Annotated in this window: 15 protein-coding genes; 12 read left to right on the forward strand and 3 right to left on the reverse strand. The window is 67.1% G+C overall.

The genetic code is table 11. From position 1 onward, the window contains the following. Nucleotides 1–43: 43 nt before the first annotated feature. The gene (locus ACYVGK_RS05405) at nt 44–1,663 is read left to right on the forward strand and encodes a hypothetical protein (protein WP_460732216.1); all 1,620 of its coding nucleotides are present in this window, start codon (nt 44–46) and stop codon (nt 1,661–1,663) included. A 13-nt stretch (nt 1,664–1,676) separates the two neighbouring features. On the opposite strand, the gene ACYVGK_RS05410 is transcribed toward ACYVGK_RS05405, so the two are convergent. Then, a complete protein-coding gene (locus tag ACYVGK_RS05410; protein WP_460732455.1) occupies nt 1,677–3,785 on the reverse strand; it encodes a glycosyltransferase in 2,109 nt (702 codons plus the stop codon). A gap of 160 nt (nt 3,786–3,945) precedes the next feature. Between ACYVGK_RS05410 and mrcB the strand changes: the two genes are divergently transcribed. The 6 genes from mrcB to lepB all read left to right on the forward strand — a co-directional run bounded on the left by mrcB (nt 3,946) and on the right by lepB (nt 11,627). Then, on the forward strand, nt 3,946–6,324 hold the full coding sequence (gene mrcB, locus ACYVGK_RS05415) for a penicillin-binding protein 1B (RefSeq protein ID WP_460732217.1): 2,379 nt from the start codon (nt 3,946–3,948) through the stop codon (nt 6,322–6,324). Nucleotides 6,325–6,356: 32 nt separating this feature from the next. Then, nucleotides 6,357–6,908 (forward strand): hypothetical protein, encoded by a 552-nt coding sequence (locus ACYVGK_RS05420; RefSeq protein WP_460732218.1) that lies wholly within the window; start codon nt 6,357–6,359, stop codon nt 6,906–6,908. 11 nt (nt 6,909–6,919) lie between these two features. After that, entirely contained in the window at nt 6,920–8,953 is a 2,034-nt protein-coding gene (locus ACYVGK_RS05425) for an ATP-dependent DNA helicase (RefSeq protein WP_460732219.1), read from the forward strand. A gap of 108 nt (nt 8,954–9,061) precedes the next feature. Further along, a complete protein-coding gene (tsaB, locus tag ACYVGK_RS05430) occupies nt 9,062–9,760 on the forward strand; it encodes a tRNA (adenosine(37)-N6)-threonylcarbamoyltransferase complex dimerization subunit type 1 TsaB (RefSeq protein ID WP_460732220.1) in 699 nt (232 codons plus the stop codon). A gap of 3 nt (nt 9,761–9,763) precedes the next feature. Continuing rightward, entirely contained in the window at nt 9,764–10,918 is a 1,155-nt protein-coding gene (locus ACYVGK_RS05435) for a hypothetical protein (RefSeq protein ID WP_460732221.1), read from the forward strand. Between the two features lie 88 nt (nt 10,919–11,006). Then, nucleotides 11,007–11,627 carry a signal peptidase I gene (gene lepB, locus ACYVGK_RS05440; protein ID WP_460732222.1) on the forward strand — a complete coding sequence of 207 codons (621 nt, stop codon included), beginning with the start codon at nt 11,007–11,009 and terminating at the stop codon, nt 11,625–11,627. A gap of 108 nt (nt 11,628–11,735) precedes the next feature. On the opposite strand, the gene ACYVGK_RS05445 is transcribed toward lepB, so the two are convergent. Together ACYVGK_RS05445 and gshB are read right to left on the reverse strand one after the other, a co-directional pair. Further along, entirely contained in the window at nt 11,736–12,629 is an 894-nt protein-coding gene (locus ACYVGK_RS05445; protein ID WP_460732223.1) for an energy transducer TonB, read from the reverse strand. Further along, nucleotides 12,626–13,588: a glutathione synthase gene (gene gshB / locus ACYVGK_RS05450; RefSeq protein ID WP_460732224.1), complete on the reverse strand. Its 963-nt coding sequence runs from the start codon at nt 13,586–13,588 to the stop codon at nt 12,626–12,628. Before gshB ends, ACYVGK_RS05445 begins: the two co-directional genes overlap by 4 nt. A gap of 237 nt (nt 13,589–13,825) precedes the next feature. Here gshB and pilG point away from each other — a divergent pair, with 237 nt between their 5' ends. From pilG to ACYVGK_RS05475, 5 genes are all read left to right on the forward strand, one after another. Next, the gene (gene pilG, locus ACYVGK_RS05455; RefSeq protein WP_460732225.1) at nt 13,826–14,221 is read left to right on the forward strand and encodes a twitching motility response regulator PilG; all 396 of its coding nucleotides are present in this window, start codon (nt 13,826–13,828) and stop codon (nt 14,219–14,221) included. An 18-nt stretch (nt 14,222–14,239) separates the two neighbouring features. Further along, nucleotides 14,240–14,605 (forward strand): response regulator transcription factor, encoded by a 366-nt coding sequence (locus tag ACYVGK_RS05460; protein WP_460732226.1) that lies wholly within the window; start codon nt 14,240–14,242, stop codon nt 14,603–14,605. Nucleotides 14,606–14,619: 14 nt separating this feature from the next. Continuing rightward, nucleotides 14,620–15,180, forward strand: a complete 561-nt coding sequence (locus tag ACYVGK_RS05465) for a chemotaxis protein CheW (RefSeq protein ID WP_460732227.1) — start codon at nt 14,620–14,622, stop codon at nt 15,178–15,180. Nucleotides 15,181–15,232: 52 nt separating this feature from the next. After that, nucleotides 15,233–17,245 carry a methyl-accepting chemotaxis protein gene (locus ACYVGK_RS05470; protein ID WP_460732228.1) on the forward strand — a complete coding sequence of 671 codons (2,013 nt, stop codon included), beginning with the start codon at nt 15,233–15,235 and terminating at the stop codon, nt 17,243–17,245. Nucleotides 17,246–17,354: 109 nt separating this feature from the next. Next, on the forward strand, nt 17,355–20,647 hold a 3,293-nt coding region (locus ACYVGK_RS05475), incomplete at its 3' end, for an Hpt domain-containing protein (protein WP_460732229.1).

Here is a 20,647-nt window from a genome sequence, read left to right on the forward strand (position 1 = left end):
GGACGCACGGTCGCGTCATCGCCCTCGCGTTATCCTCGGGGCGATGACGGTGCACGACCCTGGTTCTTCCCCTTCCGATCCGCAGCGGCGCGAACCCTCCGTGCGCTTCGATGAGTTGCGCTTCGGCGAGGAGCGCCGGCGCGTGAACGGGACGGGGAGGAAGGGGCCGCTCGACAAGTTCCGGGCCTGGGATCGGCGCTGGATAGTGGCGGCTACGGTACTGGTGCTCGTGTTGCTGGTTTTGCGGCAACCGCTCGCGGAATGGCTATGGCCGCAGACCCGTGCCGAGCACCTGCACCAGCAGGCCGAAAGCGCCCTGGCGCGCGGCCATCTGACGGCTGCCGATGGGAGCGGGGCACGCGAGCTGTACGCCGCCGCTCTGGCCTTGGATCCGGATCGTGCCGACGCGCGTGCGGGACTGGACAAGGTCGGCCAGGCCGCTTTGGCGCAGGCGCGAGCGGCGATGGCGCAGCGTCGCTTTTCGCAGGCCCGTGATTTTCTCCAGTTAGCCGAGGAGTTGTCGGTGCCGCGTGCGCAGGTCGTTGCGATGCGCGAGCAACTGCGTCGCAACGAAGCCGCGGGCGTCGGCATGGATGGATTGCTGCAACAGGCCGCGGCGGCACGTACCGCGGGAAAGCTGGAAGGCCCGGATGGCGCGCTTCCGCTGTACCAGCGCGTGCTCGAACTCGATCCCAACCGCACCGAAGCACTGGAGGGGCGCGAAGACACGCTCTCCGACCTGCTCCAGCAGGCACGCACCCGACTGGCGGCGGGTGATCTGGTGAACGCCGCTGCGATGGTCCGACGCGTACAGGTCGCGGATGCGGGCCATGTCGAATTACCCGATGCACTGGCCGCACTGACGCGTGCCGCCGAAGACGCGAGACGGCAGGCCGAGCGCCAGTTGCGCAGCGGCGAACTGGATACTGCGCTGGAAAACTACCGTGCGGCATTGCTGGTCGATGCTGAAGACGACGCGGCATTGCAGGGCGTGCACGCGGTGGCGACCGCACATGCGCGGCGAAGCGAGCGTTTCGCCGCCGACTACCGTTTCGCCGAGGCGGAGGCGGAACTGCACCAGTCGCGCCTCATCGCAGGAGGAAGCGCATCGCTGCCTGCGATTGCCGACGCCGAACAGCACTTGGCCCGCGCGCGCCAGTCGCAGCGCCAGATTTCGGCGGTCGCCCCCAACGCCGCGCAACGTCGCCGGCTGATCCGCCTGCTCGACGAGGCCACGCAGGCCCAGGCGCGCGGCGACCTGCTCACGCCTCCGGGCGAGAGCGCCTACGACAAGTTGCGCGCGGCGCGTGCGATCGCACCGCAGGATGCAAGGGTGAAGGCCGCTTCGGCGCGGCTGGTGCCCGCTGCGACCGAGTGCTTCAACGATGCACTGCGCGGCAATCGCCTGGTGCGTGCGGGTGCCTGCCTGGATGCGCGGCGCGCGATCGAAGGCGATACCTCCAAGGTGCGCCAGGCACGCCACGAACTGGCGCAACGCTGGATCGCGCTCGGCGATCAGCGCCTGAGCGCAGGCGAAGTGAAGGGGGCGCAAGCTGCGCTCGATGCAGCGCAGGCGCTCGACCCGGGCGCGGACGGGCTGGCGGCCTTCGCGGCACGCCTGCGGACTGCGACGCTTGCGACGGAAGGCGAATCGCGGCCGTAACCAAGCGCGGCGCTCAGGCCAGCAACACCTGCCGCACGACTTCGCGCGCTGCATCCAGCGAGAAATGCCGTTCGACGTTGCGCAGGCCATTCGCAGCCAGGCGCTCCCATAGCGCCTGATCGCCATGGAGTTGCACTACCGCGTCGGCGAAGGCCTGTGCGGTATCGGCTACCAGCACATCCTCGCCGGCAACCAGGTGCATGCCTTCCACCGCGCAGGCGGTTGCGACCACCGGCTGGCCGTGCGCCATGCTCAGGTTCACCTTGCCTTTGACGCCCGCGCCATAGCGCAGCGGCGCCACTGCGATGCGCGCGCCATCCATGTACGAGGTGATGTCCGGGAGGTGCCCGTGCACTATCACACCGGGTTGCTCCGCCAGTGCCGCGATCGTGTCGGGCACGTCGCCACCGATGCAATGGAAGCGCACGTCCGGTAACCGCGCACGGATCAGCGGGAATACCGACGACACGAACCACAACACCGCATCGACATTGGGGGGATGACGGAAGCCACCGACGAAGACCAGGTCGTGGCGTTGCGCGAACGGCTGTCCCGGGCCCGCGACACGATGCAGGTTCGACAACACCTCGACCTTTGCCGCCGGGGCGTCCTGCGCCAGCAATGCGCGCTCGTTCCCGCTGACCACCAGGGTGACGTCGCTGCGAGCGATCACGTCCAATTCCAGTTGTCGCGTGCGTTCGGCGCCGCGCAGCAGGGCGGAATCACCCGCGACTTCGGCGCCGCGTCGCTCGCGCACGTAGTGCAGGTCGATGCTGTCGAACACGATGCGCGCCTGCGGCGCATGCTCGCGCAGCGCCGGCAGGAACTCGTTGGCCACGAAGTGCCGGCAGACGATCACCGTGTCGAAACGGCGTCCATGGCGGCGCAGCCATGTGGTCGCACGATCGACGAAGGGCGCGTACCAGACCTCGATACCGGACTGTTGCAGCGCTTCGGTGTAGTGCCCGGCGTGCGCGCGGTCCGAGGGCAGGAACACCACGTGCGCGTCTTCCTCGCGCAGCAGCTGCATCAGGTTGACCAGCCGCAGGGAGCCCGAATCGTGGTCCGGTCGCGGGGTGGACTCGTCGATGACCAGGACGGTGCGGCGTCGCTGGTGCACGGCGGCGGCATCGATGTCGTCCTGCGCCACGGGATGCGCGGCGAGTGCGGTCTGCCATTTCTGGCGGAAGACCTCGCGGTTGCGTATCTGGTAAGCCTTCACACCGCTGCCGGTATTCGTTCCCGCCGTCGCGCCTTCCATGTGCACCACGCGGGAAGCCGGCTGGTACAGCGCCGTGTAGCCGGCCTGACGCACCGCGAAGCCAAGATCGGTGTCCTCGAAGTACGCCGGTGCATACCGCGTATCGAATCCACCCAGCCGCGAGAACAGTTCGCGCGGCACCGCGATTGCCGCGCCCGAGCAGTAGTCGGCTTCGCGCACGAAGGCGAAGCGCGGGTCGTCCGCGGCGTCGAAGCGTCCGTAGTTGTAAGCGCTGCCATCGGTGAACACGATTCCACCGGCTTCCTGCAGGCGTCCGTCCGGATACAGCAGCTGCGCCCCGGCCAGGCCGCAGTCTGGATGGGCGTCGAAGGTATGCAGCAGCGCGTCGAGCCAGCCCGGCTGCGGCACGGTGTCGTTGTTGAGAAAGACCAGGTACTCGCCGCGTGCGAGCCCGGCGCCGTCATTGCACGCGGCGATGAAACCGCCGTTGCGGGCGCGGCGGTGATAGCGAAGGCCGTCGATCTGGAGGAGCGCGGTTTCGGTTTCGTCCGACGAGCCGTCGTCGACGACGACCACTTCGAACGTAGCTTCGGACGGATGCGACGCCAATGCCCGCAGGCAGGACAGCGTGTGCGCGAACTGGTTGAACACCGGGATGACGATGCTGGCCCGCGGTGCCGGTCCGGCAGGCTCGGCAGTCGGCAACGCAAACGGCGCGAACGGCGCGGGCTCGGGCAGAAACAGCGAGCGCCGTTGCGATTCAGGCACGGGCCGCAGGTGCTTGCGCACGCGTTGCCACGACGCCCGCAGTCCGCGCGTGCGCAGGCTGGCGAGTCCGCGCCGGCACAGTCCCGCGCTTCGATTGAGGAAGAACCGCAGGTCCGTCCAGTTCATGCCCATCTTGCGTCCGACATCGATCCGAGACTGCCCCAATCCCAGGTGAACCATTTCCGGCAACCCCGGAGAGTTCGGGCAAACCGGGACCGCTGGCGCGAGGAGCTTTGATCCGCCTGCGCTAGACTCGCCCGGTTCGGGCCCAGCCCACCTATTCTGGCATCCAGTGGCAATCGATTACGACGAAGACGACGACGGCGCTCAGGACGAAGCCGCTCAATCCGGACTATGGAAGCGCCGCCTGGTCACGTGGACGCTCGCGGCGATGGGCCTCGGGCTGGGCTTCCTGATTCCGTACGTCGTCTACCTGAACCACCAGGTGACCGAACGCTTCGGCCGCCTGACGTGGCAGATCCCGACCCGCGTGTACGCGCGCCCGCTCGAACTCAAGTCCGGCCTGGTGCTGGACACGCGGACGCTGAAGACCGAACTCGATGCCGCCGGCTACCACGAAGGCGACGGCGCCCGTGAAGGCAGCTACGCGTTGGAAGGCGGGCACTGGAAGATATCCAGTCGCGGCTTCAACGACGTCGACGGCGCGGTCCCCGCAAAGCGCCTCGACGTGGTGCTCTCCGGTGGTCGCGTCGCCAGCGTGCGCGATGTCGCCAGCAAGGACCGGCTGAAGGCGGCACGCCTGGATCCGGCGCGTATCGCCACGCTCTACGGCCAGAAGCAGGAAGAACGCCGCCTGGTCCGCATCGAGGAAGTCCCCGAGCTGCTGGTCACCGGCCTGCAGGCGGTCGAGGACCGCGACTTCAACCACCACATCGGCATCGACTTCAGCGGCATGCTGCGCGCGGCGTTCAAGACCGCGACCGGCCGCAAGCAGGGCGCCAGCACGCTGACCCAGCAGCTCGCGCGCAGCGGCCTGCTCGGCATCGGCAAGGAGCAGACCTGGACCCGCAAGGGCAAGGAAATCCTGTACGCGCTGATCATCGATGCGCGCTATGAGAAGCGCGACATCCTCGAGGCCTATCTCAACCAGGTCTACATGGGCCAGCGCGGCTCGCAGGCCATCCATGGCGTGGCCGCGGCGTCCGAATTCTGGTTTGGCCGCGATCTGCGCGATCTCAACACCGAGCAGATCGCCTTGCTGGTCGGCATCGTCAAGGGGCCGTCCGCGTACGACCCACGCCGTCATCCCGCGGCGGCACTGGATCGACGCAATTTCGCCCTGGGCGAATTCCGCGAAACCAATCTGATCGATGAGAAGGAATACCAGCGCGCGCTGAAGGCGCCGCTGGGCGTCACTGAAGCCGCCGGCACCCTGGCGCCGAACCGGTTCCCCGCCTACGTCGACCTGGTCCGTCGCCAGCTGGCGCGCGACTATCCCGCCGACCAGCTCGCCGGTGCGGGCCTGAGCGTGATGACCGGGATGTCGCCGTCCGCGCAGGCCTTCGCCGAAGGCGCGGTGACGCGCACCCTCAAGAGCCTGGACAGCAAGCGCCGTCCGCCGCTGCAGACCGGCCTGGTCGTCACCGACGTGCACAACGGCGAAGTCGTCGCCGTGGTCGGCAGCCGCCTTTACAGCGAGCACGGTTTCAACCGAGCGGTGGAAGCGCAGCGACCGGTCGGTTCGCTGCTGAAGCCGTTTGTGTACCTGCTCGCGCTGGCGACGCCGGAGCAGTATTCGCTGGCGACCTATGTCGACGATTCTCCGGTCACGGTGGATCTCGGCCGTGGCAAGCAGTGGAGCCCGGGTAATTCCGAAGGCCGCAGTCATGGCAGCGTGCGCCTGATTGATGCGCTGGCGCTGTCCTACAACCAGGCCACCGTGCGCGTAGGCATGAAGGTCGCGCCCGAACGTCTCGCCGATCTGATCAAGACCCTAGCCGGCATCCAGGCCGAGCCGCGGCCGTCGCTGATCCTCGGCGCAGTCGACCAGAGCCCGTATGCGATGGCGCAGCTGTACCAGTTCCTCGCCAGCGGTGGGCAAGTGCAGCCGCTGCACGCGGTGCGCGGCGTGCTCGACGCCAGTGGGCGCGCGCTCAAGCGCTACGACGTCAAGCCGGCACCGGCACAGGAAGGCGACGCCATCGCCGCCCGCCTGATCACCATTGCCGGACAGCACACCGTTACTAGCGGCACCGCAGCGCCGCTGATGCGCGACGGCCTTGGTCGCCTCAATGCCGCGGGCAAGACCGGTACCAGCAACGACGGCCGCGACAGCTGGTTCGCCGGCTGGACCGGTGATCATCTCGCGGTGATCTGGGTCGGCAACGACCAGAACAAGGAAACCGGCCTCTACGGCGCCACCGGCGCGATGCGCGTGTGGTCGGCGATCTTCTCGCGCCTGCCCAGCGCTCCGCTGCAGGTCGGCGACAAGGGTCTCGACTGGCAGTGGGTCGCAGGCGACAACACCACCGACGCCGACTGCGTCGGCGCACGCCGCATTCCCTTCGTCGCCGGTTTCGCGCCGCAGTACGCGCCTTGCCCGACGCCGCAGCCGGAGGCCGAAAGCGGCGGCTGGCGCGACTGGTTCGGAATCGGTCGCGATGACGAGGAAGAACAGAAGGAAGCGGCGCCGCCGCCGGATCAGCAGTGATGCAGACCGGGCGGATGCGACAGGCGAAGCGGATGGCGTTGCTGGCAACGCTGGCGCTGGCCGCCTGCGCTTCGCCGCCGCCCAAGCCAGCGGCACCGCTGTTCGACGCCGAGGCGCTGGTGAAGACGATTCGTGCGGCAGGGGTTGCGAGTTCGAGCGAACTCGATGTCCAGCCGCTGCGCGATCCGCAGGTCGAGGACCTGCGCCAGCAAGCCACGCAGCTCGAAGCCAAGCACATGTATCGCGGCGCGGCCGACCTGCTCGACCGCGCGATGCAGCTCAATGCCGAGGATCCGGCGCTGCTGCAGGACCGCGCCGAACTGGCACTGCTATTGCATGAGCAGGCGCAGGCCGAGCAGCTCGCGAAGCAGGCGATCGCCCTGGGTTCGACCACCGGCCCCCTGTGTCGCCGGCATTGGGAGACCTTGCTGCAGACCGCGCAGCTGCGTGCGAACGACCGCACCATCCGGCGTGACGAAAGCTATGCGCAGGCCGTGGCGCGCGTGGGCGAGGCCGCCGCGCAGGCGCGCGACGCGCGCAGTCGGCGCGAAGCATGCACCGTCGGTGCGCCGAATCGTTTTTGACAGGAAGTTGCATGACCAGCCGTCTTGCCGAAGCCAGCCGCGCAGCCTTGAGCGAGGGTGGCGAGCTCGCCACGAAAATCGACGCCTTCGCGCCGCGTGCCGCGCAGCAGGATCTGTCGGCGGCGATCGCTGACGCCTTCGAAACGCGCGGCACGCTGATCGCCGAGGCCGGTACCGGCACCGGCAAGACCTTCGCTTACCTCGTTCCCGCGCTGCTGTCGGGAATGAAGACCATCGTTTCCACTGGCACGCGCGCGCTCCAGGACCAGCTCTATCACCGCGACCTGCCGCGCGTGCGCGATGCACTGGGCAAAGGCCTGAAGACCGCGTTGCTGAAGGGGCGGGCGAACTACCTGTGCCTGTACCGGATGAACCAGGCCAAGGGCGAGCCGAAGTTCAGCACCCGCGACCAGATCGCGCAGTTCCAGCGCATCGTCGCGTGGAGCGGGCGCACCCGCATGGGCGATCTCGCCGAACTCGAAGCGCTGCCCGAGGATTCGCCGCTGCTGGCGATGGTGACGTCCACCACCGACAACTGCCTGGGCAGCGAGTGCCCGTTCTTCGGCGACTGTTTCGTCGTGCAGGCGCGGCAGCGTGCGCAAGCGGCAGATGTGGTTGTGGTGAATCACCATCTGCTGCTCGCGGACCTGGCGCTCAAGCAGGAAGGCTTCGGCGAGATCCTGCCGGGTGCGCAGGCGTTCGTCGTCGACGAGGCGCACCAGCTGCCCGACCTCGCTGCGCAATTCTTCGGCGAGGCGCTGAGTGCGCGACCGCTGGTCGAACTGGCGCGCGATTCGATCGCCGAATGCAAAGGCGTCAGCGGTTCGCTCGCGGCGGTACAAGGGCCGGCGCGTGACCTCGAACAGGCCGTACGCGCCTTGCGTGCGGCGATGGACGAGTTGCCCATGCGCGGCACACGTCGTCGTGCGGGCGAACTGGAAGCGGCGGAGCAGGCCTTCGAGGTGCTCGATGCCGCGCTTGAGCATCTGCATGCGGTGCTGCAACCCTTGCACGAAACCTCGCCTGGCTTCGACGGCTGCGCGGCACGCGCGCAGGAGTTCCTGAGTCGACTGCGGCGCTGGCGTGGTGAACGCGCCTTGCCCGACGACGAAAGCGACTTCGACATGCCGCTCGATCCGGAAGCGGGTGACGACGTGGCCGAATCGCGCGATCGGCCCGAAGATACGGGCGTGCACTGGTACGAGCTGACCGCACGCGGTTTCCGGCTCAGTCGCACGCCGTTGGATGTCGCGGGCCCACTGGCCCAGCATCGCGAACGTTCGCATGCAGCATGGGTATTCACGTCGGCGACGCTGGCGGTCGGCGGCCGCTTCGACCATTACGCCATCAAGCTGGGTCTGCACGATCCGCGCACGCTGCTTGCGCCGAGTCCGTTCGACTGGCCGCAACAGGCGCTGTGCTATCTGCCGACCGGGTTGCCCGATCCCATCGTGCGCCACTACAGCGACAGCCTGATAGACAAGCTGCGGCCGGTGCTGGAAGCCTCCAACGGCCGTGCCTTCATTCTGTTCGCCTCGCATCGCGCGCTGCGCGAGGCGGCGGAATTGCTGCGCGGCGGTCCGTGGCCGCTGTTCGTACAGGGCGAGGCGCCGCGGCCGGTATTGCTCGAGCGTTTCCGCGCGTCGGGCAACGGTGTGCTGCTCGGCGCGGCGAGTTTCCGCGAAGGTGTCGACGTCGCCGGCGAGGCGCTCAGCGTGGTGATCATCGACAAGCTGCCGTTCGCGGCGCCGGACGATCCGGTGTTCGAGGCGCGGCTGGAAGCGATCCGCCGCAACGGCGGCAATCCCTTCCGCGACGAACAACTGCCGCAGGCGGTGATCGCGCTCAAGCAGGGCGCCGGGCGCTTGATTCGCAGCGAGAGCGATCGTGGCGTGCTGGTGCTGTGTGACCCGCGCATCACATCCAAGAGCTACGGCAAGGTGTTCCTGGATTCGCTGCCACCGTTGCCGAAAACCCGGCGCATCGAGGATGTCGCGGCGTTTTTTGCTCCGGAACCAGCTCCTGTACCGTCTTCATCTCTGTAGAGCGGAGCTTGCTCCGCTGCCCTACGAGACGCGCTGGCAAAAAAGCAGCGGAGCAAGCTCCGCTCTACAAGGCGCGGCGGAGGCACCTGCCGTCATAATGTCCGCACCATGAAACTCCTCGCCATCGAAACCTCCACCGAAGCGTGTTCCGTCGCTCTCTGGCTCGACGGCGAGGTGCGCGAGCGCTTCGAGATCGCGCCGCGACGCCATGCCGAGCTCACGCTGCCCTGGGCCGAACAGCTGCTCGCCGAAGCCGCGGTGAAGAAGTCGCAGCTGGATGCGATCGCGATCGGTCGCGGCCCTGGCGCCTTTACCGGCGTGCGTCTCGCGATCGCGATCGGGCAGGGCATCGCGCTGGCGCTCGACCGCCCGGTGGTGCCGGTTTCCACGCTGGCGACACTGGCGCTGCAGGCCTCCGGGCCGCGTGTGCTGGCGGCGATCGATGCGCGCATGGGCGAGGTCTATGCCGCCGCGTTCGAATTGCGTGATGGCGATGCGATCGCCTTGTCGGACGAACGCGTCGTCGTCCCAGAAGCCGTCTCTTTGCCGGATGATCGCGACGGCTGGTCCGGCGTCGGTACCGGTTTCGCGGCGGGCGAGGGCATTCTCGCGGCCCGGCTGGGGTCGCGGTTTGCATCGATCGACGCCGCTGCGCTTCCGCATGCCGCGGATGTGGCGCGCCTGGGCGCGCTCGCCTATGCGCGCGGCGAAGCGGTTGCAGCCGAGCGCGCTGAGCCGGCCTACCTGCGCGATAACGTCGCATTGACCATCGCCGAGCAGCAGGCACTGCGTGATTCAAGGAAGTAGCGAATGATCCGGTTCGTGCGGGGACTGTGCGCGTGCATTTTGCTGGTGCTGCCGACGCTGGTTCAGGCGGCGGAGCCGGTCTGGCGCGGCACGTTGGGAACCGCGGCCATCGCGGTCGAGTTGGACCCTCAGAGCGATACGGTCTTTGGTCGCTATTTCTATACGCGCCATCTGAGCGACATCACGCTCGAGGGGCAGCGATCGGGGACGACTCTGCGTGTGCGGGAGCCGGGCGAGGATGACGCCAAGGGGCCCGAGTGGGTGCTCGACACGTCGACCGCCGGCGAACTGCGTGGCGAGTGGGTCGGAGTCGACGGGCGTCGCCTGCCGATCCGGCTCTCGCGTTTCAGCGCCGCCAAGGTTAATGATCGTGAGCGCTTGAAACTGCTCCGCGACGATCCTTACGAATACCTGCGCATCGCCGCGCTGCGGCTCGAGCCGGGTGTAGCACAGACGGTCGGCGCGTACCGCCTGCAATGGTTCGAAGAGCCACGTACCAAGGTCGCGCTGTTCCAGGTGGTATCCGGCTATCCCGAAGCCGAGCGGCAACGCGTCAACGACCGGTTGCGCGAGCGGCAATGGCAGCAGATCAGCAACGCGATGGAGTGTCTGGGAAATCCGCGCGCAGAGGAGTACGACCTGACCACCACGTTGCGCCGGATCGATGCCACGATCATCAGCGTCAGCTTGTCTGCCAGCTATTACTGCGGTGGCGCGCATCCGGATTTCGGCGACGCGCCGCTCAACATCGATCCGCGCACGGGCAGCGTGCTGGAACTCGAAGACGTGCTCTGGCTCGGCAAGGGCGTGCCGCCGCGCTTCGAGGGGGCGACCGAGAAAGCATTCTTGGAATACCGCGACAACGTGCTCGGTCCCTGGTTGCAGGTCACGATGGCCAAACGCTATCCGAACGATGTCGAGCCGACGGAAGACTACGACTGCGACTACACCGATCCCCAGGTCTGGAAGTTCGTGTCCTGGTATGTGCGCGACGACGGCCTGTATCTCGGACCGAGCTTCGCGCGTGCGGCCCGGAACTGCGAGTACCCGGAATGGTCGGTACTGCCGTGGCAGGACATCGCACGCCATCCCGGACGCGTGCGTATCGGGCCGCACGCTCGGCAGTCGCCGATCAAGCCTCCGTCCCCGAAGCACTGACACATCGCATGTGACTTCCGGCCCATAACCCGGGCGGGAACTCTGCGTCGATACGCCGGTCCTCTTCTGCAACCAAGGAGAGACGATCATGGCGAAGACGAGAAATGAAACGCGTGATACGCGCGGCTGGTTCCGGCGCGAAGGCAAGTCGCTGTTGTTGATGCTGACGCTGTTGACCATCGCCCGCACGTCGTTCGCCAATCACTACACCGTGCCCAGCGGCTCAATGGAGTACACGCTGATGCCGGGCGACCGCGTCGTGGTCGACATGTCGGCCTATGGCCTGCGCGTTCCGTTCACCGACATCACGCTGGTCGAGCGTGGCCAGCCGCAGCGCGGAGACATCGCACTGCTGAAGTCGCCGGCCGACGGCACGCGCCTGATCAAGCGGGTGGTTGCCGTCGGTGGTGATCGGGTGACCCTGGTGGATGGCCACCTGTCGATCAATGGCGTGGCCATGGCGACCGAGGTGGCGCCAGATATCGAGAGATTCGGTGCGCGGCGCGCAAGGCTCAATCTCGATCGGGGCGGCGGACCGGACGTGCTCGACTCGACCATTCCCGAAGGTCAGGTGTTGTTGATGGGCGACCATCGCGGCAACAGCGAGGATGGTCGCTTCTTCGGCCTGGTGCCGGCCAAGTCGTTGTACGCCCGAGCGACGCGGGTCTATTGGCGCACCGGCGAGGGGTTCGTCTGGAAGGAGCTCTGAGCGATCCGCCGCACGCCTGACCGCGTTGTAGAGCGGAGCTTGCTCCGCTGCTGTTGCTCTGCGCGGTTGGAAGAGCAGCGGAGCAAGCTCCGCTCTACAAGAACCGGCTCAGTCGTCGATCAGCTCGCCGCCCGGCATGAACAGCCAGGTGCGGGTGACGTGCAGGATGTCCGGATCTTCCTCGGTCTTGGGCAGCGCGGCGTAGGGCTCGGCCAGCTTCGCGATGCGCAGGGCCGAGGAGTCCAGGAGCGGTATGCCGCTGGACTGGATCACCTGGGCGCGTTCGACCGTGCCGTTACGGCGGATCGCGATGGTGATGACGACCTTGCCCGCGAGGTGGCGGCGACGTGCCTCGTCCGGGTAGTTGAGGTTGCCCACCCGCTCCACGCGCTTGACCCATTCGCTCAGGTAGCCGGCCCAGGCGTACTCGGTGGTGCTCGCCGAGACGAACTTGCGCTTGGGTCGCTTGGCGTACTGCTCCGAACGCAGATGGATCTCCGCGGCCAGGCGCGCCATCGCCATGTCGCGGGCGATCTTTTCGCGGCCAGGAGGCAGGACCTGCTCATCCGGGGGCGGCGTGGCCTGGGCCTTGGCGACCTGGGTTTCGCTCTGCAGCGTGCTCACCACCCGGTCCTGCGGGGCGGGCTGCGGGGCAGGGGACTGCGCCCGCAGGGTGCGCGGGGCGATGCCCGGTTCGGGCTGGGGCGCGGGTCCGGACTGGGTCTCGCGCGGCCGGGTGGTCTTCTCGTGTTCGCCGCCGCCCTGGTTGGTCGCCTGGGCGAGGAAGTCGGCCTGCTTCTTCGTAAGCGGCGAAGTGGTCTCGGTCAGGATCACGTCCAGCGTGGGCATGATCGGCGCCGCGCTTTCCACCGCCCAGCCGACGCCGAGCAACAGCATGCCGTGCACCAGCACCGACAGCACCATCGTCGCGCTGATGCGGCGGCTCTCCCCCAGGGCGTATTCGCCGGGGTGGGGCGGGATGCGGGCGGCGACCGTGCTCATGCCGCCAGTTTCTGCTCGATCGCGTCGAACAACATCCCGGCGATGTTGATGCCGAACTGGGCATCGATCTCGCGGATGCAGGTCGGGCTGGTGACGTTGACCTCAGTGAGGTAGTCCCCGATCACATCCAGGCCGACGAAGACCATGCCGCGGCGCTTGAGCTCCGGTCCGACCTGGGCGGCGATCCAACGGTCACGGTCGCTCAGCGGCTGGCCGCGGCCCTTGCCCCCGGCGGCCAGGTTGCCGCGGAACTCGTCGCCCTGCGGGATGCGGGCGAGGCAGTAGTCCACCGGCACGCCGTCGATCAGCAGGATGCGCTTGTCGCCTTCGCTGATTTCCGGAAGGTAGCGCTGGGCCATGGCGAGTTCACGGCCGCCCGCGGTCAGGGTCTCGAGGATCACATTGGTGTTGGGGTCGCCGGCCCGGACCCGGAAGATCGAGCGCCCGCCCATGCCGTCCAGCGGCTTGAGCACTGCGTCGCCGTGCTGGGCCACGAAGGCCTTGAGCACGCCGGCTTCGCGACTGACCACGGTCGGCGGAATGCACTGCGGGAATTCCAGCGCGGCCAGCTTCTCGTTCATGTCGCGCAGGCCCTGCGGATCGTTGACGAGTAGGGCGCCGGCCCGCTGGGCCAATCCCAAGATGTGGGTGTCGTTGAGGTACGCGGTATCGACCGGTGGGTCCTTGCGCATCAGCACGACCTGCCCGGGACCGAAGACCCACGGGGTCCATTCGCCCAGTTCGTACCACCCGCTGGGGTCGTCCTTCACGGCGAGCGACGCGACCGTCGCCTGTGCCTGTCCGTCGACCATACGCAGGCCACCCGGGCGCACGTACCAGAGCCGATGGCCCCGGCGCTGGCCTTCGAGCAGCATGGCAAAAGTAGAGTCCTTGGCGATCTTGATGGACCCGATCGGATCCATCACTACAACTATGTCGGCACCCGGTTGCGAGGGCATATCGGCAGCTGTGAAAGCGGTGCCGGGATGGTAGCAGCCAGGGTCCCGGGTGGCTCCATGTGTGCCGCAAAACGTCACGTTCCGGCAGTGCAAGTGCAAACCGGGTCGCGATTGTGCACCTCGGCACATTCAGGGACATGGGTACGAATACCCGCGCTTGACAGTACGCGCTATGCTTGAAATAAAGGTACTTCGCGACGTGCGGAGGCCGCCGAGATCGCACAGGGGATTGAGAGCATGCAAGAGGGTCGCAACGGCAACCTCGACGGTTTGAAGGTCATGGTGATTGACGATTCCAAGACCATTCGCCGTACGGCAGAGACCCTGCTCAAGCGCGAGGGTTGCGAGGTTGTGACTGCGACCGACGGCTTCGAGGCCCTGGCCAAGATCGCCGACCAGCAACCGCAGATCATCTTCGTCGACATCATGATGCCGCGTCTGGACGGGTACCAGACCTGCGCGTTGATCAAGAACAATCATCTGTTCAAGAACACGCCGGTCATTATGCTGTCGTCCAAGGACGGTTTGTTTGACAAGGCCCGCGGCCGCATCGTCGGCTCCGAGCAATACCTGACCAAGCCTTTTACGCGTGAGGAACTCCTCGACGCGATTCGCAATCACGTACACGCCTGACCGGGGGGTAAGGCACCAATGGCACGCATTCTGCTGATCGAGGATTCGCCGACCGATGTGGCGGTCCTCACCCAGCTGCTCGAGCGCAATGGACATCAGGTCCTCGCGTCAGGCAGCGCCGAAGATGGCATCGCCGCCGCCAAGCGCGAATTGCCCGACCTCGTCATCATGGATGTGGTGCTTCCGGGCATGAACGGCTTCCAGGCCACGCGCGCGCTGTCGCGCGACGCGGCGACCAGCGCCATCCCGGTCTTGATCGTCAGCACCAAGGACATGGACACCGACAAGGCCTGGGGCATGCGCCAGGGCGCACGCGACTACATCGTCAAGCCGCCGCGTGAGGCCGAACTGATTGCCCGCATCAACGCGGTCCTGGGTCACTGAGTGAGCAAGTTTCCATGAGCCGGCAAGTGTCCACGCTCGGCCCGTTCGATCTGCTGGCCGACTACGAACGTCGCAGCCTCGAACACGTCGCCGGCCTGCCCGAACAGCTCGACGCGCCCGGTCTGTGGCGCGGCGTGGGCTATCGCGTCGGCTCGCATCGCCTGGCCTCCGGCTTCGATGAGGTCCGCGAAATCCTGCCGCTGCCGCAGATCACGCCTGTTCCCGGTGCGCAGCCGTGGATGCTCGGCGTGGCCAACGTGCGCGGCAATCTGCTGCCCATCGTCGATCTCAAGCAGTTCCTCGAGGGCGAGCGCACCGTGGTGCATGAAAGCCAGCGCGTGCTGCTGGTCCGTCAGCCCGGCGGCGATGTCGCCGTGCTGATCGACGAGCTGTACGGCCAGCGCAGCTTCAATGAGCCGCAGAAGGTGGATCTCGAATCCATCGAGCAGCCGCTGTACCAGGGTCGCTATACGAATTTCGTCGATCGCGCTTATCGCATCGACCAGCATCATTGGGGCGTTTTCAGCCTGGACCGGCTGGCCCGCACCCCTGAATTCCGTCAAGCCGCCGGCTGACGCCACCTACCAACCAGCAACACGCAAGCAGCAATCCCAACGAGGTTGAACCATGAGCACTGTGATGAATCCCAAGGGCCGCGGCCTCGGCGTCAATACCTGGTTGACGATCCTCGGCATCTCGGTGGTCATCTTCGGCGTCAACGCCGGTTACGCCACCTGGAAGGGCTCGCGCCTGGCCGGTGCCAGTTCGTCCGCTTCCTCGCTGCAGGTGAATTCGCAGCGACTCGCGGTGCAGGGCGCCGAAGCGGTGGGCGGTGACAAGGAGGCCTACGCGGCCTTCAAGGCCACCAAGGCCCAGATGGACTCCGACGTCCAGCAGCTCAACGACCGCTTCGGCAACGAGCTGGGCGTGTCGGGCGATATCGAGAAGGTGTCCGGCACCTGGGACCTGGTGGGCAAGAACGCCGACCAGGTCATCGCATCCGAAGGCGCAGTGACCGGACTGGCCGGCAAGGCGGACAGCTTCTCGGCCAAGGTGCCGCAGCTTCAGGCGCGCCTGGACGAACTGGTGCGCGCGATGTCCTCGAGCGGTTCGCCGGCTTCGCAGGTCTACCTCGCCCTGCGCCAGAACGTGCTTGCCGGACAGATGGACAAGAACATCACCGCGATGCGCGCCGGTGGCGGCGGTGCTTCGGTGGCTGGTGACCAGCTGGCCCGTACCGCGACCGTGTTCAGCACCGTGCTGGCCGGCCTGCGTAACGGCAATGAGCCGATGCAGGTCAGCAAGCTGTCCAATGGCGGCGCGCTCGCCGCGCTCGGCCAGGCCGAGGCGCTGTGGACCGAGATGAAAAAGGACCTGGACGCGATCACGTCCGGTTCCAAGAACCTGTTCACCGCGCAGGCCGCGGCCGGCACGATCACCAGCGAATCCAACACCCTGCTGGGCCAGAGCGAGTCGCTGTTCCGCTCGCTGACCGCGTTCGGTTCGGTGCGCAGCAAGAATCCGCTCGGCCACATCCTGATTTCGGTGCTGTCGGGTATCGCGGCGATCATCGCCATCGCCGGCTTGCTGTTCTCGTTGAACCGCGCGCAGCAGAAGCGCTACCAGACCACCAAGGAACTCAACGACCGTAACCAGGAGGCGATCATGCGCCTGCTGGACGAAATGGGTTCGCTCGCAGAAGGCGACCTGACCGTAAAGGCGACCGTGACCGAGGACATGACCGGCGCGATCGCGGACTCGATCAACTTCGCCGTCGAACAGCTGCGCAGCCTGGTGCAGACGATTACCGACACCTCGGTGCAGGTGGCCTCCAGCGCGCAGGAAACGCAGGCGACCGCCATGCACCTCGCCGAAGCCGCGGAACACCAGGCGCAGGAAATCAACTCCGCTTCGGACCGCATCAGCGAAATCGCGGCGAGCATCGATCAGGTTTCGAAGAACTCCGCCGAATCCGCGGACGTGGCGCAGCGCTCGGTGCAGATCGCGACCAAGGGTGCCGGCGTGGTGCGCCAGACGATCGCGGGCATGGACTCGATTCGCGACCAGATCCAGGAAACCTCGAAGCGAATCAAGCGACTGGGTGAGTCGTCGCAGGAAATCGGCTCGATCGTGGAACTGATTAACGACATCTCGGAACAGACCAACATCCTGGCGCTGAACGCGGCAATTCAGGCGGCCTCGGCCGGTGAAGCGGGCCGCGGCTTCGCGGTGGTGGCGGACGAAGTGCAGCGACTCGCAGAACGCGCCTCGAACGCGACCAAGCGAATCGAAACGCTGGTGCAGACGATTCAGTCCGACACCAACGAAGCGGTGTCCTCGATGGAACAGACGACCTCGGAAGTGGTCGCGGGTGCGCGACTCGCCGAAGACGCGGGTACCGCGCTGGGCGAGATCGAAAAGGTGTCGTCCGACTTGTCGGGCCTCATTCAGGGCATCTCGACCGCGGCGAAGCAGCAGTCCAGCGCGGCGTCGAACATCACCCAGACGATGAATACCATCCAGTCGATTACGGCGCAGACTTCGCAGGGTGCGAGCCAGACGGCGCAGTCGATTGGTAACTTGGCGCAGCTGGCGGCCGATCTGCGCCGCTCGGTCGCCGACTTCAAGCTGCCCGCCTAAGCTCAACCGGGACCGATGACGTAATGGACGTCCTGATGGCAAATCGCCTCGCACACGCGCCCGCCGTATCGGTGGACGCGGTGGCGACGCGCGAACACGGAGGCGCACGATGACCGTGTTGCGCGACGCGATCGATACGACCACCCTGGGTTGGGTCAAGCCCGAACTCGATGCGACCTTGCGCCTGGCGCGCGAGGAGATCGAGGCGTTTGCTGAAAGCCCCGCGCAGACCGCGCACATGAAGTCCTGCGCCGGGCACATGCACCAGGTGCACGGCACGCTGCGCATGATCGAGCTGTACGCCCCGGCGATGGTGGCCGAGGAAATGGAACGGTTGTCGCTGTCGCTGCTGCGTGGCGAAGTGGCCGATCGCGATGAAGCCTGCGCTGCGCTGATGCGCGGCGTGGTGCAGTTGCCCGACTATCTCGAGCGCCTCCAGGGCGGTCATCGCGACATCCCGATCGTGCTGTTGCCGCTGCTCAACGAGCTGCGTGCAACGCGTGGAGAAACCGGCCTCAGCGAGAGCGTGTTGTTCTCGCCCGACCTGGATCGCCCGCTGCCGGAAAACCTGCCGGCACCCGCGCCCGCGGCTGCCAAGCCGGGACGCGACGAGCTCAACACCCAGCTCGGTGCCCTGCGCGATGCGCTGGCCGCCTGGCCGGAAGACGGCGTGCCTGCCGATGCCCCGCTGCTCGCCAAGACCATCGATGCATTGCTAGCCCAGGTCGATACCGAACCGCTGCGCCGCATGCTGTGGGTCGCTTCGTCGGTGGCCGGCGCCTTGCGCGATGGCGCGCTTGCCGCCAATCGTGGTGTGCGCCAGGCCTTCGCTGGTGTCGAGCGCGAAGCGCGGCAAACGCTGGTCGAAGACAGCTTCGCGTTCAGTGCTCCGCGTGCCGACGCGGCAGCCGAACCCACCCGTCAGCTGCTGTACCACGTCGCCCACAGCGCGAGTCAGCACCCGGCGCTCAACAGCCTGCGCCAGACCTTCGACCTCGCCGGCCAGATGCCGAGCGAAGACGAAATCGAACATGCGCGCGGCAGCCTCAGCGGCCGCAATCGCGCGCTGCTCGACACGGTCTCGGCGGCGATCAAGGAAGACCTCCTGCGCGTCAAGGACGCGCTAGACCTGCACCTGCGCACGCGCTCGACCGACGTCAATGAGCTGCGTCCGCAGGTCGACGCACTGACCCGCGTCAGCGACACATTGGGCATGATGGGCCTGGGCGTCGCCCGCAACGTGGTGCTGCAGCAGCGCGATGCGATGCGCGAAATCGTCTCCGGCCGCCGTGCCGCCGACGAGGGCGCGCTGCTCGATGTTGCGGGCGCACTTCTTTATGTCGATGCCTCGCTCGACGACCAGGTGGCACGCCTGGGTCGTCCCGACTCGAGTACCGGGGAAGACCTCGCCGCGGGCGAACGCAACAAGGTTCTCGACGTCGTCGTGCGCGAAGCCATCGCCAACTTCGGCGACGCGCGCCAGTCTTTCGTCGCCTTCGTCGAGACGGGTTGGGAACACGCCGAGCTGGGCGAAGTCCCGCGCCTGCTGGATGAAGTCGGCGGCGCGCTGCGCATGCTCGAGCAGGGGCTTCCCGCCGAGTACCTCACCGCGGTGAAGCGCTATGTCGAAGTCGAGCTGCTGAATCGCAAGCGTGTCCCGAACAGCCAGCAGCTGGACACCATGGCCGACGCCCTGGCCAGCCTGGAGTACTACCTCGAAGCCCTGCGCGACCAGCGTCCCGCGCGCGACGAGATCCTCGAGATCGCCCGCCATGCCCTGGAGCGTCTGCGCTACTGGCCGCTGCCGGCAATCGAGGAAACCGGCGCGCCGGCCACCACCGTCGAGGCGCTGGAACTGTCGCCGGAACTCACCGACGCGCTCGACTTCGGCAAGATCGAACCGTTCCGCGGCGTCACCCATGCGCGCGCTTCGCAGACGCCGCCAGCTGCGCCGACCCATAGTCTGGTCGATGCGCCGGAAGCGATGTCTGCTCCCGAACACGCTCCGGCGATCGAAGAACCGGCCGCTCCGGCACCCGCCCCGGTTGCCGCCAGCGCCGATGCTGTCGCTGCCGGCGGTTTCGAACGCAGCGACGATATCGACGACGAGATCCGTGAAGTCTTCCTGGAAGAACTGCAGGAAGAAATCGCCAATCTCGGCGAACTGCTGACGCCGTGGCGTGCCACGCCGGACGATGCCGAACGCATGCGTCCGATCCGACGCGTCTTCCACACGCTCAAGGGCAGTGGCCGCCTGGTCGGCGCGAAGACGCTCGGCGAGTTCAGCTGGAAGGTCGAGAACATGCTCAACCGCGTGCTTGATGGCACGCGCCCGGCCAGCCCCGCCGTCGTAGCCCTCGTCGGCCACGCGTACGAGGCGCTGCCGCAGCTGCATGCCGCGCTCCGCGGCGAAGCGGCGATCACCGCCGACCTCGCCGGTATCGAAGCGGTTGCCGACCGCCTCGCCGCTGGCGAGGAAGCGATTTTCACCCCGCGTGCTGCTGCAGCACCGCAGCCGGTGGTGGAACCCGTGCCCGAACTCGCCGACGCCGCGGTCGTCGCGATCAACGTCGGCGACCTGCATCCGGAACTCGCCGAAGCCACCTACGACGAGGTCGCGACAGCGCCAGTGCGTGCCGAGCCGGCCGTGATTCCTGGCGTTCCCGCGTCGGTCGACGCGGTGCTGCTGGAAATCCTCGCGGGTGAAGTTGGCGGCCACCTCGTCACGATCGAGGACTGGCTGCAAGCTGCGCAGCACGCGACGGAACCGGCGACGGAAGCCCTGCAGCGCGCGGTGCACACGCTCAATGGCGCGTTCGCCATGACCGAAGTGCCGGTGATCACCGAGATCACCGGGCCGACCGAAACTTATATCAAGCGCCTGCTCGCCGCGGGCATGCTGCCGTCCGGCGAAGGTGTCGCCGCGATGGGCGAGGTCGCTGCGGCCATCCGCGGCACCATGGAAGGGCTGCAGTTGCCCATGCCGCATGTGCCGCGCTTCGAAGGCCTTGCCGCACGCATGCAGGTCCTGCGCGACAGCCTCCCCGAGGCGCGTTCGCACCATCTGGTCGAAGAAGAAATCACGTTCGACGAGCCGCCGGCCGCACCCGCTGAACCGAAGGAGGCCGATTTGGCCTCGTTCGACATGCGCGAATTCGCCGATCTCGCCGCCGACATCGGTACGGCGGGTCTGACGCCCGCCGAGCCGGCCGCCGCCGCGGCGCCGCTGGTTTTCGAGCCGCTCGACCTCACGATCGATACCGGCACGAGCGAGGTGGCTGCCGAGCAGGATTCTGCTGCGATTGCACAGGCGGAAGCCGAACGTCTCGAAGCCGAACGTCTCGAAGCCGAACGTCTCGAAGCCGAACGTCTCGAAGCCGAACGTCTCGAAGCCGAACGTCT

The sequence above is a fragment of the Lysobacter tyrosinilyticus genome, from assembly GCF_054779815.1.

Excerpts from the sequence above, each read along its gene's own strand:
- ACYVGK_RS05405 (WP_460732216.1), top strand. The coding sequence starts at position 44 with ATGACGGTGCACGACCCTGGTTCTTCCCCTTCCGATCCGCAGCGGCGC.
- ACYVGK_RS05410 (WP_460732455.1), bottom strand. The coding sequence starts at position 3,785 with ATGGGCATGAACTGGACGGACCTGCGGTTCTTCCTCAATCGAAGCGCG.
- ACYVGK_RS05420 (WP_460732218.1), top strand. The coding sequence starts at position 6,357 with ATGGCGTTGCTGGCAACGCTGGCGCTGGCCGCCTGCGCTTCGCCGCCG.
- ACYVGK_RS05425 (WP_460732219.1), top strand. The coding sequence starts at position 6,920 with ATGACCAGCCGTCTTGCCGAAGCCAGCCGCGCAGCCTTGAGCGAGGGT.
- tsaB (WP_460732220.1), top strand. The coding sequence starts at position 9,062 with ATGAAACTCCTCGCCATCGAAACCTCCACCGAAGCGTGTTCCGTCGCT.
- ACYVGK_RS05435 (WP_460732221.1), top strand. The coding sequence starts at position 9,764 with ATGATCCGGTTCGTGCGGGGACTGTGCGCGTGCATTTTGCTGGTGCTG.
- lepB (WP_460732222.1), top strand. The coding sequence starts at position 11,007 with ATGGCGAAGACGAGAAATGAAACGCGTGATACGCGCGGCTGGTTCCGG.
- ACYVGK_RS05445 (WP_460732223.1), bottom strand. The coding sequence starts at position 12,629 with ATGAGCACGGTCGCCGCCCGCATCCCGCCCCACCCCGGCGAATACGCC.
- gshB (WP_460732224.1), bottom strand. The coding sequence starts at position 13,588 with ATGCCCTCGCAACCGGGTGCCGACATAGTTGTAGTGATGGATCCGATC.
- pilG (WP_460732225.1), top strand. The coding sequence starts at position 13,826 with ATGCAAGAGGGTCGCAACGGCAACCTCGACGGTTTGAAGGTCATGGTG.
- ACYVGK_RS05460 (WP_460732226.1), top strand. The coding sequence starts at position 14,240 with ATGGCACGCATTCTGCTGATCGAGGATTCGCCGACCGATGTGGCGGTC.
- ACYVGK_RS05465 (WP_460732227.1), top strand. The coding sequence starts at position 14,620 with ATGAGCCGGCAAGTGTCCACGCTCGGCCCGTTCGATCTGCTGGCCGAC.
- ACYVGK_RS05470 (WP_460732228.1), top strand. The coding sequence starts at position 15,233 with ATGAGCACTGTGATGAATCCCAAGGGCCGCGGCCTCGGCGTCAATACC.